The following is a 15,529-nucleotide window of genomic DNA, read 5'->3' on the forward strand; positions in this document are numbered from 1 at the left end:
CCGGGTCGTCGAAGGTGGCGGGCGTGGTCAATGAGCCGACGCACGCACCGCTGCTGAGCATCGTCGTGCCCGTGTACGGCGTCGAGGCGTACCTGTACCAGTGCCTCGAGTCGATCCGGGCCGACATCCCGGCCGGTGAATCGGACGCGGTCGAGTTGATCGCCGTCGACGACGCCTCCCCGGACGGCTGCGGCGAGATGCTCCGCTCGTACGCCGCCGGCCACGACCGGGTCCGCGTCGTGCACCTGAGCAGCAACGTGGGTCTGGGTCTGGCCCGCAACGCCGGGCTCGACGTGGCCACCGGCCGGTACGTCTGGTTCATCGACAGCGACGACTGGGTGCCGCCCGGCACGATCGCTGCGGTGCTGGACCGCCTTCGCCAGCACCAGCCCGACGTGCTGATGCTGGACCACCTGCGGGTGCACGAGGACGGCCGGCGGGAGGTCGACGCGAGCAGTCATCTGCTGCGCGGGATTGCCGACGTGACCCGCCTCGACGACCAGCCGCACCTGCTGCGGGTGCAGCACACCGCCTGGAACAAGGTGGTCCGCAGGGACTTCCTGGACCAGTTGGAACTGCGGTTCTTCCCCGGCTGGTACGAGGACATCCCGTTCAGCCACCCGCTGCTGATCGGCGCGGAGAAGATCTCCGTGCTGGACCGGGTCTGCTACCTGTACCGGCAGGGCCGGCACGGCGCGATCACCTCCACCCGCAGTGGCCGGCACTTCGACGCGTTCGCCCAGTACGAGCGCCTGTTGGACTGGGTCGCCCGCAGGCACCCCGACGAGCGGTTGCGGGCCGAGCTGTTCCAACTGATGATCAGCCACTACCTGGTGGTGGTGGGCAACGACGACCGGCTGCACCCGCACCTGCGGCGGGACTTCTTCCGCCGGGCCGCCGCGCACTACCGCCGGTACCTGCCCACCGGCGGCTATCCGCTGCCCACCGGGGTGACCGGGCTCAAGCACCGCCTCGTCGGGCGCGGTGACTGGCTGGCGTACTCGGCGCTGCGCCAGGCGCACCGGGTCGCCGGTCGTCTGCGCCGCGGCGCCCCGGCGGGTGGCGTCGGCACCGCGGCCAGCCCGGTGAACGCCGACGAGGACCCGGGGCGAGGGGCGGACGTCGCGACGACGCGGGGCGGCGGGATCACGACGGATCGGCGCGACGCGCTGGCCGGGAGTCGCCTGCCGTGACCACCGCACACCACGCCGGGAGCCGGATCGACTCCCGGCGCACCGGTTTTCCAGGTCGTCCGCCCGCCGGGTGGGCGACGACAGCAGCACCACCGCACGCGGGTGCGGGCATACCTGAGCAGAGGTCGGAATGACGGCGACAGTCAAGATCGGACCGCACCTGGTCGGTGCCGGGGAGCGACCGTTCGTGGTGGCCGAGATGTCCGGGAACCACAACGGCGATCTGAACCGGGCGCTGGCCATCGTCGACGCGGTGGCCGAGAGCGGGGCGCACGCGCTGAAGCTCCAGACCTACCGGCCCGACACGATCACGATCGACGTCGACACCCCGGCGTTCCGGATCTCCACGGGGCACGAGTTGTGGGGCGGGGAGAACCTGTACCGCCTCTACGAGCGGGCGCACACCCCGTACGAGTGGCACGCGCCGATCTTCGAGCGGGCCCGCGAGCGTGGGCTGACCGTCTTCTCGTCACCGTTCGACGCGACCGCCGTGGAGCTGCTGGAGTCGCTGGACGCGCCGGCGTACAAGATCGCTTCTTCGGAGCTTGTCGACCTGCCGCTGATCCGGCTCGTGGCCAGCACCGGCAAGCCGATGGTGATCTCCACGGGGATGGCGACGGTCGCCGAGATCGACGCCGCGGTACGCACCGCCCGGGACGCGGGCGCGGCGGGCATCGTCCTGCTGGCCTGCACCGCGTCCTACCCCGCGCCGCCGGCCGACAGCAACCTGCGCCGGCTGCCGGTGCTGGCGGGCGCGTTCGACGTGCCGGTCGGGCTCTCCGACCACACGCCCGGCATCGGGGTGGCGGTCGCCTCGGTGGCGCTCGGCGCCTGCTTCATCGAGAAGCACGTCACCCTGGACCGGGCCGATGGCGGCGTGGACTCGGACTTCTCGCTGAATCCGACCGAGCTGACGGCGCTTGTCGCCGAGTCCGGCCGGGCGTACGAGGCGCTGGGTGGCACCGCGATCGGCCCGACCCCGGCCGAGCGGGAGGGACTGCGGTTCCGCCGCTCGCTCTTCGTGGTCGAGGACGTGCGCGCCGGTGACGAGGTGTCCGCGCAGAACGTGCGCTCGATCCGGCCGGCCGGCGGCCTGCCCCCCGTGGAGATCGACCGGGTGCTGGGCCGCACCTTCACCACCGACGTCTCCCGCGGCACTCCCCTGAGCTGGGATCTGATCTGACGGTGCGGTTGGCCGGGTTGACCCGGAGGTGATGGGCCGCTGGGCCTATGCAGCAGGGAAACTCAGCCTCGGTGTGAGGCTGGGGTTGCCTGGGTCTAGCCAACCTTGGGCGGTTTCCTGGCTGGAGGCTTGCGCCCGGCGGGGGTTGGCCTGGGTGGCGGAGGAGGGACGAACTGCACGTGCTCGGGCATCAGGAACAGGGAGCGTCGGGCTATCGCGTCGCCCTTGTCGTCGAGCTGGTAGCAGTCGATCCAGCACCAACCGTCGTAGGTGCTCCAGTCCACGACGGCCGGCGTGCTCGCGAGTAGCACTAGGGACGATCAACGAACTCGAAAGTCACCTTGTCGACCCGTCGTAGGGCACCTTTCTGAGCATATCCGTCGCAGGCAGTGGAGAGAGCCTCAAGCGATGGGATGTCATCGGTAATCTCATCCAAGTAGAATCTCAGATCGTACAATTTGAAGCAGTCCCGCTGCGCCCCGCTCGCATCAATGTGAGCCTGCGCATCGTTCGAGAAGGTCACGGTGTACCCCACACCGTGCACCATGTACTCGACCCCATCCTGGCAATGACCATTTCGCGGCACGCTGCCATTCAACACCGCCGCCACCAGTTCAGCGGCGGAAGCAACACCGAGGCACCGGCTGATGATGCGACGCGCCTCGAAGAACGCGTCGATGACCTCACCCAGATTATTGTCTACCGCCTTGGTCATCCTGCTCACCTCAACTTGTGTGGGTTGAGACGGTTACCGGTGAAGGATTCCGCCGATCTCAGCACGTCGTCCATATCCCGGTAGCCGAGGAAGCCTTCTCTGACAAGGTCGTCAGTCACGTCCCGGACCCGAACCTCGTCCACATTCGCGTACTTGGCCGCAGCGAGCCGGTGGTGCCCGTCGACCACGTACGTGGACCCATCATGACGAACGACCGAGATCGGGCTCTGCTCCCAGTCGAATTCACCGTTTCGCATGTCGTTGCGGTAACGCGCGACACGCTTCGAGGAGGAGTCGCCCGATATGGGATGCGTCGGCCGCAGGTCTGCTGGCTTGGCCGGGTAGGGCGTCAACCCGAGAGGATCTGACTCGGACCAGGGGTTGGGGACGTAGCTATGCGGATTCGGGCCGGCATCAAGGCCCAGCGGATCCATCGTGAGATACCGAGCGGTGTCGGGATCGTAGTAGCGGTGATAGTTGTACGAGGCGCCGGTCTCCGGGTCATGAACCTGCCCAGGAAAGCGCAGCGGGCAGTCGACATCCGAGGCACTGACGTGGGTCGGAACTCCCCAGATGGTGGTCCGCTGCTGCCAGGCGACCTCGCCGTCCAGACTCACCAGTTCGGTGGGCGCACCGACCAGGTCCGTCACGATGGCGTAGAAGCGGCGGTCCGCCTCGTCCTGATCGGCCGAGCCGTCGGTCTGGCTGATCGGGGTGAACGTGCCCGGCGCATACTCCCAGGTGCTGATCCGGTGGCTGCCGTCACCGCGACGGGTCTGCTCGATCAGGCGCGGGCCGTCCCAGGCGAAGTCGACCTGCTCGACCACGCCGCCGTCGGCGTCGAGGCGCTGCTTGGCGACCCGACGGCCGAACGCGTCGTACCGGTAGCGCCACCGGGTGCCGTCCGGTGCCGTGACGGCGATCAACCGGTCCTCGCTGTCCCAGGTGTAACGCCAGGTGAGCGGCTTCGTCGAACGCTGCTTGACTTGCCGCAACGTGACCCGACCGGCGGCGTCGTGCTCGTAGCGCACATCGCCGGCCCGCCGAATGAGTGTGCCGGCGTACTCCCGCTCACCCCGAGCCTTGCCGCTGTCAGCCGGACCGTCCCAGGCCGCGCTGGCCACGTTGCCCGCGACGTCGTACGCGTATCGCTCAGTCCACTCGCCGGCCCGCATTGCGGTGATCCGTCCGGCCCGGTCCAGCTCCAGGCGGCGTTCGCCGGTGAACTGGTCGGTGACACCAGTCGCGTAGCCGTCGGCACGATACTGGTAGGCCCGGTGAGCGACGAGGTTCGGCACACCATCGGCCGGGCCACCGTCGGTGGGACCCGCGGTGAGGATCTGGGAGAGCAGGCGGTGGTTGGCGTCCCAGGTCTGGGTGAGCGCGAGGCCACCGACCGACCGTCTGGTCTCCCGACCGGCCGCGTCGTGGGTGAGGCTGACAGTCGTGCCGGCGGTACGCAGCGATGCGGTCCGGCGGCTGGCGTCGTACACCCAGGCGCTTTCCACACCCGAGGGGGTACGCCGCCCCACCCGCCGGCCGAGCACATCGTAGGACGAGGTGATCACCTCGCCGTCGCGGATCTCGGACAACACCCGCCCCAACGGATCCCGCTCGAACTGGAGTGCGACATCGGGTGAGGCGGCGTGTAGGAGCCGGCCGACCGGGTCGTACCCGAAGGTGGTGATGCCCTCGGCGGTGCGTTTCTCGACGACGGTGCCGAGCGTGTCGCGGATCAACTCGATGGTCTGCCCGGCGCCGTTGGTGCGGGCCACGACCTGGCCGGCGGGGTCGTGCGTGTAGGTCTGGGTCCGGCCGTTGAAGTCGGTTTCGGCGATGAGTCGTCCGGCTGGGTCGTAGTCGTAGGACCAGACGAGTCCTTGCGGGTTGGTGACCGTGGTGAGGCGCAGCTCGGTGTCGTAGGCGAAGGCGAGTCGGGCGCCGTCCGGGTCGGTGCGTGCCGCGGTGAGGTCGAAGTGGCCGATCTCGAATTCGGTGGTTGCCCCGGTCTGGTCGGTGTGGGTGAGCAGGTTGCCTTCCGGGTCGTAGGTCCATTCCTCGCTTGCCCCGTCCGGGGTGCGCCGCCACGCGAGTCGCCCCTCGACGGTCCAGCCGAGGCGGGTGGTGCCGCCGAGCGGGTCGCTCACCTCGGCAACCCGTCCGGCCGAGTCGCGCCGGTAGGTCGTCACCGCGCCGGTGGGATCGGTGAGCTGGCTGATCAGCCCGGTCGGGTCGGTGGCCACCAGCAGGGTGTTGCCCAGGGCGTCGGTCACCTCGCTGAGGTGGCCCGCGTCGTCGTAGGCGTAGCGGGTGGTCGCGCCGGCCGGGTCGGTGATCATGGTCAGGTTGCCGCGCTCGTCGTACGCGCGCCGCCAGATCGCGCCGTCGACGTCGGTGACCACGACCGGCTGACCCGCGTCGTTGTACGACGCCAACGCCCGGCTGCCGTCCGGGCGGGTGACCTCGACCAGGTTGCCGTCGTCATCGTAGGACCAACGAGTCGTCCGACCGAGAGCATCGGTCTCGGACAGCTTCCGATCAAACCGATCCCAGGTGAAGGAGGTGACGTTCCCCAGCGGATCCGTGACCCGTTCGGCCTGCCGCAGGTCGTTGAGCCCGTAGACGGTCGAATGGCCAAGCGAGTCGACCACCGTGGTGACCCGGGCCTCGGTGTCGTACCGCAGCAGGCCGGTCAGGTAACCACCGGTGCCGGAGGTGGCGACACAGCGGCCATCCTCGTCATAGGTGTAGCGGTACTCGGTGCCGTTGCGATCGGCCCACCGGGTGACCTGTCCGTCGATGTCGTAGTCGAAACGCAGCGGCATTCCGGAGGAGTTGACGACCTCGGTCAGGTCGCCGGCCTCGTCGTAGCCGAAGCGGACCAGCTCGGTATCGGTGTCGTCGCCGGCAAGGTCGAACCCGACGATCCGGTCCTCCTGCGTGCGCACCCGAACCCGGTAACCACCGGAGTGCACCAGCTCGACAGGTGCACCGCTGTCGTCGTGCCGCACGTCGACCCGGTGACCGTTGCGGTCGGTCAGCGCGACCAGCGGGAGTTGGGCCGCCAGGCTGCCGGGCACCGGCCCGAAGTGCCAGGTCCAGCCCCGTGTCGGGTCGGTGACCTGGTAGGTGCCGCCCGCCGGATCCTGCGCCAACAGCCAGCGCGGCCCCTCGGTTGGCAGCCGGTCCGGACGACCGTCGTCGCCGGCCGGGTAGATCAACGTCATCCCATCGGCGGTCGCGACGTAGACCCCGCTCTCGTCGACCTCGATCCGCTGATCGAGCGTGGAGGCCCAGGACCGGCCGAACCAGCTCCCCATCCGGTACGACGACAGGTGCGTGCGGGACAGTAGTAGCGGCAACGCCCCGGGCAACTCGACGTCGGTCTGGGTGAGCACCATGTCGCCGCAGGCGATGTCGATCGGATCCAACCGCGCCAGCCGCTTGATCGCCTCGATGCCATTGGCCCTCGGGTTCGCCAACCCCCACCGCGCCAACGAACCCATGTTGCGACCCCGGGCGGCAACCGACGAAAACGCCGACGCCACACGGGTGCCCTTGAGCGCTCCGGCCCCGAGCCGAGCCAACTTCCCCACCCCAGGAAGCAGATTGAGCCCAACATCGATCAGGATCGTCTTCAGGCTGCCCTTACCGGTCGCCGCGTAGATCGACAGGTCGATCGCGGACGCGAGCAGAGCGCTGCCGATCGCGATCGGACCCATGATCGGCGCGAGAATCGGAATGAACGACAGCAGACCCGCGACCAGGGAGACGATCTTCAACGCCCCCGAGAGTTGCGCCAACAACTCCTGGTTGTCCCGCACGAAGTTGGTGAACTGACCCTTCAGATCCCACCACTTCGGATTCTCCTTGAACCGCAAACCCTTCGCATCATTCACAACCCGCACGCAATCACGCACCGCCGTCGCCAACTCACCCCGCAACGCACCCGCCTGGGCCACACACTCGTCCCAGTCCCGCTGCGCCTGCGACAACGCCGAACCCGCCGCCCCCGCATCCGAGCGATACGCATCCGGCACCGCAGCCGCGGCCTCCTCCGGCGGCCGGTCGGCGACCTCCCGCTCATGACGCTCATCAGCCTGCCTCGCCCGATCAGCCCGCCCCCGCGCCGCCTGCAACGCCGCCCACAAACCCGGAGCACGCTGCGCCAACGGACGCATCCGATCCTGCAACGACGACAACGACCCCGCGAACGCCGTCAGCCCGGTCGACACTTTGCCGAACGCATCACCCGTGACCCGCAAATGCCCCGGCATCTGGGCATTGAGCCCCTCCCGGAACAGATCCCCCTCCGGACCCACGAACTGACTCGTATCCAAACCCGTGATCTGCCCCGCCGCCTGCGACGCCGCCGAACCAAAACCAGACCACTTCGACGCCGACGACCGAACCGCCGACGGATCACCATCCATCCTGAACAAATGCGCCGGAAACTCAGCCATCGCGCCAGGACCTCCCCGTGCCCACGCCAACAAGCCTGCGGCCCTCACAGCGCCCGATGTGGGAGAGCTATCCGACCCGCACCAGGGACCAGGACGAGCTCTGGTGAGGTCGTCCTATCGCCATTCGAACATAGACATCCGCCAAACTTTGACCGCTGCTTCAGTCGCATTTGGCACCATGTGCGTTCCGACGCGCAGCGGTTGCCCCGGCGGCTACCCCGCAGGTGGGGCAGTTCTACAGGCTGCCGTGTCTACAGGCTGCCGTGGCGCCCTACCGCCGAGTCCAGGCCCGGCCTCGCGCGCTCGGCCGCCACGAAGCCGGGCGTGGGGACACCGCCGGGTGCGGGGGCGACGCCGACGGTGACCACCAGGTCGGCCACCCGCAGGGTCCGCCAGACCGCCGACCCGTCGGCCGGCGTACTCAATCCGTGCCGACGCCACCACGCCGCCACCGGCACGTTTGTCAGCTTGCAGCAGCACTCGGCGCGGGTCCACCGCGCCCAGAAGTCCTCCACGCCGAACCGGCGGGCCAGCGCCGGGGGCACCGGGGCGTCGGCCCGTTCCGCGTCGATGGCCACCCGCCACCCCGGCGTCCGCGGGCCGTACCAGCCGACGCAGCGTCCGTCGTCCAGGTGACTGCGGGTCACCGCGTCGGTCAGGGCGGCGGGAGCACCGATGCGCAGGTGTCGTTCGGCGACGGCCAGCAGCCCCGGCACCGGACGGGGCCGGAGCAGCCGGTCCAGGTCAGATGGCGGCGGCACCGTCCACCACGATGACCTGGCCGTTGATGTTTGTGTGCTCCCGCAGCAGCATCCGCACCACGGGCGTGACCTCCGCCGGCTCGGTCAGGTGACCGGTCGGGGTACGGCGCACGATCTGGTCGAGCTGCGTCGGGCCGAGCACGGCGGACATCTCCGAGGCGAAGAAGCCGGGGGCGACCGAGTTGACGAGCATCCGGCCGCCCAACTCCCGGGCGAGCGAGCGGGTGGCGGCGTCCATGCCGCCCTTGGTGGCGGAGTACGCGACCAGACCCGGAAAACCGCGTTGCCCGCAGATCGAGGTGATGTTGACGATCCGCCCGCGCATGCCCTTGCCGAGCATCCGGCGGACCACCAGCCGGGTCAGCTGCAACGGGGCGGTCAGGTTGGTCTCGATGATCCGGGCGATGTCGTCGGTGGCGGTGTGCACGTGCAGCGAGTCCTGCCCGACGGCGGCGTTGTTGACGATGCCGTCGATCGGGCCGAGGCGTTGCTCCACCTCGCGGACGAAGCTCTGCGCGGCCCGCAGGTCGGTGACGTCAACCGAGCCGACGTGCACCCGGTCGGGGTGCTCGGCGGCGAGCTTCGCCAACTCCGGCGTGACGGTACGGGCGAACGCCGCCACCCGTACGCCCGCGTCGAGCAGGTCGGTGACGATGGCCAGGCCCAGCCCACGGGAGCCGCCGGAGACGAGGACGACTGTGCTGGGCGGAACGAGCGGGGTGACGGCGGGATCAGACATCGCTCTTCAGGGTCTCCTTGACGGGAATGTCGGTGAGCACACGGATCCGGCGGGGCACCGCGTGCTCGGGGAGCCGATCCGCGCACCAGCGGACCAGCGCGGCCTCGTCCGGCACACCGGTGCCGACCGAAGGCGGGCCGGCGGGGTCGGTGGGGTTGAGGACCACCTCGGCGACCACCATCCGGCCGAGCACCGGGGCGCGGCGGCCGGTCACCCGGGCCCAGGCCACCGCCGGATGCCCGGCCAGCACTCCGCGGACCACGCCCGCGGAGACCTTGCTGCCGCCGACGTTGATCTCGTCGGAGTCGAGGCGGCCGGTGATCAGCACCCGGTCGTCGAGCACCTGCGCCCGGTCCCCGGTGTGGATCGGGCCGGACAGCCCGGCCCCGTGGTGCGGGGAGGTGACCACCAGCTCGTCGTCGCGGACGGAGAGCGTGGGGCGGCCCGGGGTCTCCCGGTCCAGCCAGTCGACCGGGAAGCCGGCGCGCCCGTCGTGCACCACAATTGACGCTCCCACCTCCGACGAGGCGTATATCCAGGAGATCCGGGCCGAGGGGAACATGTCCCGGAGCTGGTCCAGGATCGCCTGGTCCACCGGCTCCCCGCCGAGGGTGATCTGGCGCAGGGGCACCCGGGCCAGCGCGGCGGCATCGCGGTAGAGGGTGCGCCGCCAGAAGGTCGGTGTGCCGGAGGCGGCGTCGACCCCGTACGCGGCGGCGATGCCGGGCCAGTCGTCCAGCTCGTCGGGCTCGACCACCACGAGGTGCTGGCCGGGCTGGGTCAGCGACAGGGTGACCACCTGCCACCAGGCGTACGTGCCGGGCGCGTACGGGCAGAGCCAGGTCCGGTCGGGCTGCTCGGCCCGCACGGTGGTCAGCGTGTCGAGGGTGTGCCCGACCCGCTTGGGACGCCCCGTCGAGCCCGAGGTCAGCAGCCACAGCCGGCCGGCCTCGGGGGCGCGGGGCCGGGCCGGCGCGCTCGGGTGCGCTCCGTCGTCGTCGAGGACGCCGACGGTGAACCCGGCCTCCCGCAACTCCGCGCGCATCGCCGTGTCGACCCGACTCGCGGTGCTGAGCAGCAGCTCGGTGCCGTGCACGGCGTGCTGCCGAGCGGCGGTGAGCGCGTGCACGCCACGGTGGGCGAGCACCGCGGCCGGGTCGGGCAGCGTCGGCGTGGGCAGTGCCCGCCAGGTCAGCGCGGTGCCACCGACGACGATCCGGTTGTCGGCGCCCGCCTGCTCCCGGGGCGTGGGTGCCGTGTCGCGTGCCGTCGCGACGGTCACTGGTGTTGGAGCTCGACGAGGAAGTCGAGGACGTCTCCGACGGTGGCGATGCGGCGTAGGCCGGGGGCGTCGAAGTTGAGCTCCTCCCCCGTCTCGTCCTCCACCCGCAGGGCCAGCTCGGAGAAGTCGAGTGACCGGAACCCGATCTCCCGCAACTGCGCCGCGTCGTCCGCGGGCAGCTCCTTGTCCTGGTTCTTCAGCACCTGAGCCATGAGGTCGCGGATCTGCGCGCGACTCAATTCGTTCATGCGGCGCAGTCTACAACCCAACGAATGCATATCTGCTTTCCCGGTGCCCCCGGGTAAGGTTCTCCGACCGGACGTGAACAGTTAAGAAAGCGAGACGCACGTGCTGCGCGAAGCGACGGCGGACGACGTTCACCTGATGTTGTCCTGGCGTAATCAGGAAACCAACCGTCAGGTCAGCAAGACCAGCCACGAGATCACCGCCGACGAGCACGCCCGGTGGTGGTCGGCGGTCCGCGACGACAGGTCCCGGCGGGTGCTGGTGTACGTCCGCGACGACCGACCCTGTGGCGTCGTCACCTTCTTCGACCTGCGGTTCGACGGCCCTCGCACCGGGGCGTGGGGCTTCTATCTGGACGCCGACGGGCTGGCCGGTCGGGACGAGACGCTGCCCGCCTGGCTGGGGGTCATGCGGGAGGCCGTCGAGTACGCCTTCGACGGGCTGCACCTGGACCGACTCGACGGCGAGGTGCTCGGTCACAATACCGTCGTACGACAGATGAACCGGCGTTTCCGATTCGTCGAGGGCACCCCGAGACAGGAGTTGTCCGACGGTCGGGAAATCACCGTCATCCCGATTTCCCTGGCTCGGGCCGACCGCCGCCAACGCTGATTGTCGTACCCATTCGGGTAATGGACCCAAATCATTAACCGATGGTGTTCCCGGTGGACATCCGCCGTTCACGAACAGCGGTGTCCACCGGGGTCAGGCGCGCCGCCAGGCCGCCCAGTGCTGCGCCGGGTTGCCGCCGAGCCGGACGAAGCCGTACGCGGTGCCGTCCCAGTCGTCGGGCTGGCCAGGCGCCCAGCGGGCGAACACCACCTGCGCAGCGGCCGGCGGCTGCTCGCCGAACCACCGGACATCGGTCCAGGTCACCTGGTGGCTCAGGTTGAACCGCAGGACGTAGTGCACGCCGGTCGAGGCCCAGACCCGCTCGCCGGGGCGTACGCCCACGTCGGCGACCCGGGGCGTCGGCGCGGTGCTCGCGACGGCGGGCCGCACGATGCGGTGCTCGATCACCTGCATGGTGACGAGGTTGGCCACGACGAGCACGCCGAACATCGGCAACCGCAGTCGGGGCACCAGCGCGGCGGCGACGAGCAGCAGGCAGCCGCCGATCCCGACGAGTGACCCGAGCACCGGGCGCATCTCCCGCCAGCCCCCGGTCAACGCCGCCAGGTCCGGCGCGCTGAAACCGCCGTAGCGCAACCGGTGGCCCTGGCTGGCCACGTACGCGAGGCGGACGGCGATGAGCGCACCGCCGCCGACCAGCAGGGCCACCGCGACGGCCGCCCGGCGCAGCACCACCCGACGCCCGGCGGTGAGCAGCACCCCGAGCCCGACCAGCAGCCAGAACGGCGCCAGCATCTGCACGTAGCGGCCGTAGATCGCGTCCAGCGGCTTACCGGTGATGCCGGCCAGGATCACCGACGCCCCGCCGGCCACCCCGACGGTCACCACGAGCGCCACGCCCATCGTCCAGCGCGCGGCGTCACCGTGCCGTGGACGCCACAGTTCGCGCACAGCGGCGGCCCAGGCCACTCCCGCCATCCCGAACGTGATCACCACGAGGTACCAGAGCTGGGTGGCGACGCCCGCGCCGACGCGGACCACGCCCTGGACGGAGGCGACCGCCTCGACCGTGCCGCCGCCGGGGGTGCTGCCGAGCAGGTAGACCCTGTCGCCGAGGTAGCGGATGGCGGCGGCGTTGACGAGCGCCATGGCGAGCACCGGCAGCAGCGCGGTGAGCACCGAGGGTGGGCCGATCCGGCGGCGGACGAGCAGCAGCAGGACCAGTCCGGCGTGCACCGCCACGATCACCAGGCCGCGCGAGTGCAGCAGGTGGAACCCGCCGACCAGCAGGCCGACGGTGGCGGCGGCGAGCGGGCCGGGCCGGGAGATCCAGCGGTGCACGGCGAGCAGCCAGGCGACGACGAGCGGGGCCATCACCGTGTCGATCATCGCGATGCCCGCGTAGAAGGCGGTGGCCGGCAGGGTCGCCGCCGCGACCGCGCCGAGCAGCGCGTACGACCGGCGCAGCCCGAGCAGGCGGCGACCGAGCAGGTACGCCAACGGCAACAGCGTCGAGTTCACCATCGCGTTGATCAGCTGGACGATCCGGTAGCTGTCGCTGAAGTCCCGGTCACCGAGGAACGCCGGCGAGATCAGCATCGGGTAGCCGACCCGGCGCAGCAGGTCGTTCTCACTGCTGAAGCCGCCCGGCCCGCCGGTCAACGCGCGGGCGGTGTTCAGGTAGCTGTCCTCGTCGGTGTGCGCGATGGGCAGCACGATGTGCCGGGACAGCCACATCCGCCAGGCGACGCTGAGCACCCAGCCGACGACAAGCAGCAGCGGCACCAGCCACCGCCGCGCGGGTGCGGGGTCCCGTGTCCGCGCCGGCGCCGCCGGCCGGTCGATCACGTCGCTACCGGATGCCATGAACGCCTCCAGAACTGCCGGCCGGGCCGGTCCCCGCGTGGACCGGCCGGGCCTGTCGGCCGGCGCCGGCGACGCGTGGGGTGACCCGCTCGCACCGAGCCGATGCGGATGTCGGGTGAACGCGAAACCGGCCGCAAACCGGGCTGCCGGGTCACTCGCGCGGTCACTGTAGCGGCCGGATCCGGCCTGGTCAGGCCGGTTACGGGCCGACCGGAAGTGTTTGCCTACGCGGTGCTCGGCATTCACAGGAGCAGGGGTCGCGGTTCACCCGCGAGCGTCGGGGAGTTAACCCGCCATGGCTAGCGTCTCACCCCGGTCGGCCGGCCGAGGGCCGCCCGTTCATCCACGATCACGGGAGCACCACATTGAGTGAGTTGAATGGATCGTCCATTCTGATCACCGGGGGAACGGGTTCCTTCGGCAGGACCTTCCTCCGCCACATCCTCACCGAGGCCGACCCCGCCCGCGTGGTCGTGTTCTCCCGCGACGAACTCAAGCAGTACGAGCTGCGCCAGCAACTCGGCGACGACCCGCGGTTGCGGTGGTTCATCGGCGACATCCGCGACCGGCACCGCCTCACCCGGGCCATGCACGGCGTCGACCACGTCGTGCACGCCGCCGCGCTCAAGCAGGTGGACACCGCGGAGTACAACCCCTCCGAGTACATCGCCACGAACATCACCGGTTCGCAGCACGTCGTCGACGCCGCGATCGAGGCCGGCGTCCGGAAGGTCATCGCGCTCTCCACCGACAAGGCGTCCAGCCCGATCAACCTGTACGGCGCGACGAAGCTGGTCGGCGACAAGCTGTTCGTCTCGGCCAACCACTACGCCGCCCAGCACCCGACCCGGTTCGCCGTGGTGCGCTACGGCAACGTGGTGGGTAGCCGCGGCTCGGTCGTCCCGCTGTTCCGCCGGCTGGCCGCCGAGGGCAAGAGCCTGCCGATCACCGACAAGCGGATGACCCGTTTCTGGATCACGCTCGACCAGGCCGTGCGGTTCGTCCTGGACTCGTTCGACCAGATGCAGGGTGGCGAATTGTTCGTGCCCCGCATCCCGAGCATGCGCATCCTCGACCTGGTCGAAGCCGTGGCCCCGGACGCCACCACCCACGAGATCGGGATCCGGCCGGGCGAGAAACTGCACGAGGAGATGATCGCGCCCGACGACAGCCGCCGGACGCTGCGCGCCGACGGCCGGTTCATCGTCCAGCCGACGATCGCGACCTGGGGCTACCAGCCGCCGGTCGACTGCGACCCGGTGCCGGACGGCTTCGCCTACCAGTCGGACACCAACGACGAGTGGCTCACCGTCGAGCAGCTGCGCGACATTCTCGGCCTCACCGCATGACGGGGATGCTCCCGTACGGCCGGCACTCGATCACCGAGGACGACATCGCCGCCGTGGCCGACGTGCTGCGCGGCGACTGGCTCACCACCGGCCCGCAGGTCGACGCCTTCGAGGCCGACCTCGCCCGGTGGACGGGCGGGGTCGGTGTCGCCGCCGTCGCCAACGGCACCGCGGCCCTGCACGTGGCGTACGCGGCGGCCGGCGTCGGACCGGGCGACGAGGTGGTCGTCCCGCCGATGACGTTCGTGGCGACCGCCAGCAGCGCGGTAGCCCTCGGCGCGACGATCGTGTTCGCCGACGTCGACGACGAGACGTTCTGTCTCGACCCGGCCGCGGCAGCCGCCGCCGTCACCTCGCGGACGAAGGTCGTCGCCGCGGTCGACTACGCCGGTCACCCCGCCGACTACGACGCGCTGCGCGCTTCGGTCGCGGGCAGCGACGCGTTGCTCCTCGCCGACGCGGCGCACTCGATCGGCGGGACGTACCACGGTCGGCCGGTCGGCTCACTCGCCGACCTGACCACGTTCTCGTTCTTTCCCACCAAGAACCTGACCACCGCCGAGGGCGGCGCCGTCGCCGCGCTGGACCCGCGGCTCCTCACGCGGGCCCGCCGCTTCCGTGGCGTCGGGGTGGTCCGCGACCGCGACGAGCTGCGCTTCGGCGACGAGGGCGGCTGGCACCAGGAGGTGCACGAGTTCGGGCTGAACTACCGCCTGCCGGACGTGCTCTGCGCCCTGGGCCGCAGCCAACTGCGCCGGCTCGGCGAGTTCACCGCCCGACGCGCCGCCCTGGTCGCCCGCTACGACGAGGCACTTGCCGACCTGGACGGCGTACTCCGGCCGACCCGGCGGTCCTGGGCGGAGCCGGCCTGGCACCTCTACCCGATCCGGGTGCTCGACGGGCGTCGCCGCGAGGTGTACGACCGGATGCGCGCCGCCGGCATCGGCGTCCAGGTCAACTACCTTCCGGTGCACTGGCATCCGGCCTTCGCCGACCTCGGCTACCGGCGCGGGTCCTGCCCGGTGGCCGAGTCGTTCTACTCCCAGCAGTTGTCCCTGCCGCTCTACCCGGGGCTCAGCGACGCCGAGCAGGATCGCGTCATCGACGCGCTGACCGCGGCCCTGCGGGTCGGCTCGGTGCGTTCCGCCGCCTGATGGGA

13 protein-coding genes and 1 pseudogene are annotated in these 15,529 nt (G+C 70.5%); 5 read left to right on the forward strand and 9 right to left on the reverse strand.

All coding sequences use genetic code 11. The annotated features are described in order from the left end of the window. The first annotated feature begins 23 nt into the window (after positions 1-23). Together ACLQ29_RS10355 and pseI are read left to right on the forward strand one after the other, a co-directional pair. Positions 24-1,193 (forward strand): glycosyltransferase family 2 protein, encoded by a 1,170-nt coding sequence (locus ACLQ29_RS10355; protein WP_425771401.1) that lies wholly within the window; start codon positions 24-26, stop codon positions 1,191-1,193. Positions 1,194-1,323: 130 nt separating this feature from the next. Further along, positions 1,324-2,376 carry a pseudaminic acid synthase gene (gene pseI / locus ACLQ29_RS10360; protein ID WP_425771402.1) on the forward strand — a complete coding sequence of 351 codons (1,053 nt, stop codon included), beginning with the start codon at positions 1,324-1,326 and terminating at the stop codon, positions 2,374-2,376. A 95-nt stretch (positions 2,377-2,471) separates the two neighbouring features. On the opposite strand, the gene ACLQ29_RS10365 is transcribed toward pseI, so the two are convergent. The 8 genes and pseudogenes from ACLQ29_RS10365 to ACLQ29_RS10400 all read right to left on the reverse strand — a co-directional run bounded on the left by ACLQ29_RS10365 (position 2,472) and on the right by ACLQ29_RS10400 (position 10,584). Continuing rightward, complete coding sequence (locus tag ACLQ29_RS10365) at positions 2,472-2,660, reverse strand: hypothetical protein (protein WP_425771403.1); 189 nt, start codon at positions 2,658-2,660, stop codon at positions 2,472-2,474. A gap of 26 nt (positions 2,661-2,686) precedes the next feature. After that, the gene (locus ACLQ29_RS10370; RefSeq protein ID WP_425771404.1) at positions 2,687-3,091 is read right to left on the reverse strand and encodes a DUF6896 domain-containing protein; all 405 of its coding nucleotides are present in this window, start codon (positions 3,089-3,091) and stop codon (positions 2,687-2,689) included. Between the two features lie 5 nt (positions 3,092-3,096). Then, positions 3,097-6,990: a DUF6531 domain-containing protein gene (locus tag ACLQ29_RS10375; RefSeq protein WP_425771646.1), complete on the reverse strand. Its 3,894-nt coding sequence runs from the start codon at positions 6,988-6,990 to the stop codon at positions 3,097-3,099. 60 nt (positions 6,991-7,050) lie between these two features. Continuing rightward, positions 7,051-7,554: pseudogene (locus ACLQ29_RS10380) on the reverse strand (putative T7SS-secreted protein); the annotation flags it as partial. Between the two features lie 251 nt (positions 7,555-7,805). Then, on the reverse strand, positions 7,806-8,315 hold the full coding sequence (locus ACLQ29_RS10385) for a hypothetical protein (protein WP_425771405.1): 510 nt from the start codon (positions 8,313-8,315) through the stop codon (positions 7,806-7,808). Continuing rightward, the gene (locus ACLQ29_RS10390; RefSeq protein WP_357569970.1) at positions 8,299-9,054 is read right to left on the reverse strand and encodes an SDR family NAD(P)-dependent oxidoreductase; all 756 of its coding nucleotides are present in this window, start codon (positions 9,052-9,054) and stop codon (positions 8,299-8,301) included. Before ACLQ29_RS10390 ends, ACLQ29_RS10385 begins: the two co-directional genes overlap by 17 nt. Next, positions 9,047-10,336, reverse strand: a complete 1,290-nt coding sequence (locus tag ACLQ29_RS10395) for an AMP-binding protein (RefSeq protein ID WP_425771406.1) — start codon at positions 10,334-10,336, stop codon at positions 9,047-9,049. The genes ACLQ29_RS10390 and ACLQ29_RS10395 overlap by 8 nt, the downstream gene beginning before the upstream one ends. Beyond that, a complete protein-coding gene (locus tag ACLQ29_RS10400; protein ID WP_091401397.1) occupies positions 10,333-10,584 on the reverse strand; it encodes an acyl carrier protein in 252 nt (83 codons plus the stop codon). Before ACLQ29_RS10400 ends, ACLQ29_RS10395 begins: the two co-directional genes overlap by 4 nt. A gap of 100 nt (positions 10,585-10,684) precedes the next feature. Here ACLQ29_RS10400 and ACLQ29_RS10405 point away from each other — a divergent pair, with 100 nt between their 5' ends. Further along, positions 10,685-11,194: a GNAT family N-acetyltransferase gene (locus tag ACLQ29_RS10405; RefSeq protein WP_425771407.1), complete on the forward strand. Its 510-nt coding sequence runs from the start codon at positions 10,685-10,687 to the stop codon at positions 11,192-11,194. 93 nt (positions 11,195-11,287) lie between these two features. Here ACLQ29_RS10405 and ACLQ29_RS10410 read toward each other — a convergent pair whose 3' ends face one another. Further along, positions 11,288-13,021, reverse strand: coding sequence for a hypothetical protein (locus tag ACLQ29_RS10410; RefSeq protein ID WP_425771408.1), 1,734 nt, complete (start codon positions 13,019-13,021; stop codon positions 11,288-11,290). Between the two features lie 365 nt (positions 13,022-13,386). Between ACLQ29_RS10410 and pseB the strand changes: the two genes are divergently transcribed. Together pseB and ACLQ29_RS10420 are read left to right on the forward strand one after the other, a co-directional pair. Beyond that, positions 13,387-14,370 (forward strand): UDP-N-acetylglucosamine 4,6-dehydratase (inverting), encoded by a 984-nt coding sequence (gene pseB / locus ACLQ29_RS10415; protein ID WP_425771409.1) that lies wholly within the window; start codon positions 13,387-13,389, stop codon positions 14,368-14,370. Next, on the forward strand, positions 14,367-15,524 hold the full coding sequence (locus tag ACLQ29_RS10420) for a DegT/DnrJ/EryC1/StrS family aminotransferase (RefSeq protein WP_425771410.1): 1,158 nt from the start codon (positions 14,367-14,369) through the stop codon (positions 15,522-15,524). The genes pseB and ACLQ29_RS10420 overlap by 4 nt, the downstream gene beginning before the upstream one ends. The last annotated feature ends 5 nt before the right edge of the window (positions 15,525-15,529 follow it).

The sequence above is a fragment of the Micromonospora sp. DT228 genome (assembly GCF_049841595.1).
Taxonomy (GTDB): domain Bacteria; phylum Actinomycetota; class Actinomycetes; order Mycobacteriales; family Micromonosporaceae; genus Micromonospora.

What these genes read in the sequence shown, in the direction of transcription:
- pseI (WP_425771402.1), top strand. Translation starts at nt 1,324, where the DNA reads ATGACGGCGACAGTCAAGATCGGACCGCACCTGGTCGGTGCCGGGGAG.
- ACLQ29_RS10370 (WP_425771404.1), bottom strand. Translation starts at nt 3,091, where the DNA reads ATGACCAAGGCGGTAGACAATAATCTGGGTGAGGTCATCGACGCGTTC.
- ACLQ29_RS10390 (WP_357569970.1), bottom strand. Translation starts at nt 9,054, where the DNA reads ATGTCTGATCCCGCCGTCACCCCGCTCGTTCCGCCCAGCACAGTCGTC.
- ACLQ29_RS10400 (WP_091401397.1), bottom strand. Translation starts at nt 10,584, where the DNA reads ATGAACGAATTGAGTCGCGCGCAGATCCGCGACCTCATGGCTCAGGTG.
- ACLQ29_RS10410 (WP_425771408.1), bottom strand. Translation starts at nt 13,021, where the DNA reads ATGGCATCCGGTAGCGACGTGATCGACCGGCCGGCGGCGCCGGCGCGG.
- ACLQ29_RS10420 (WP_425771410.1), top strand. Translation starts at nt 14,367, where the DNA reads ATGACGGGGATGCTCCCGTACGGCCGGCACTCGATCACCGAGGACGAC.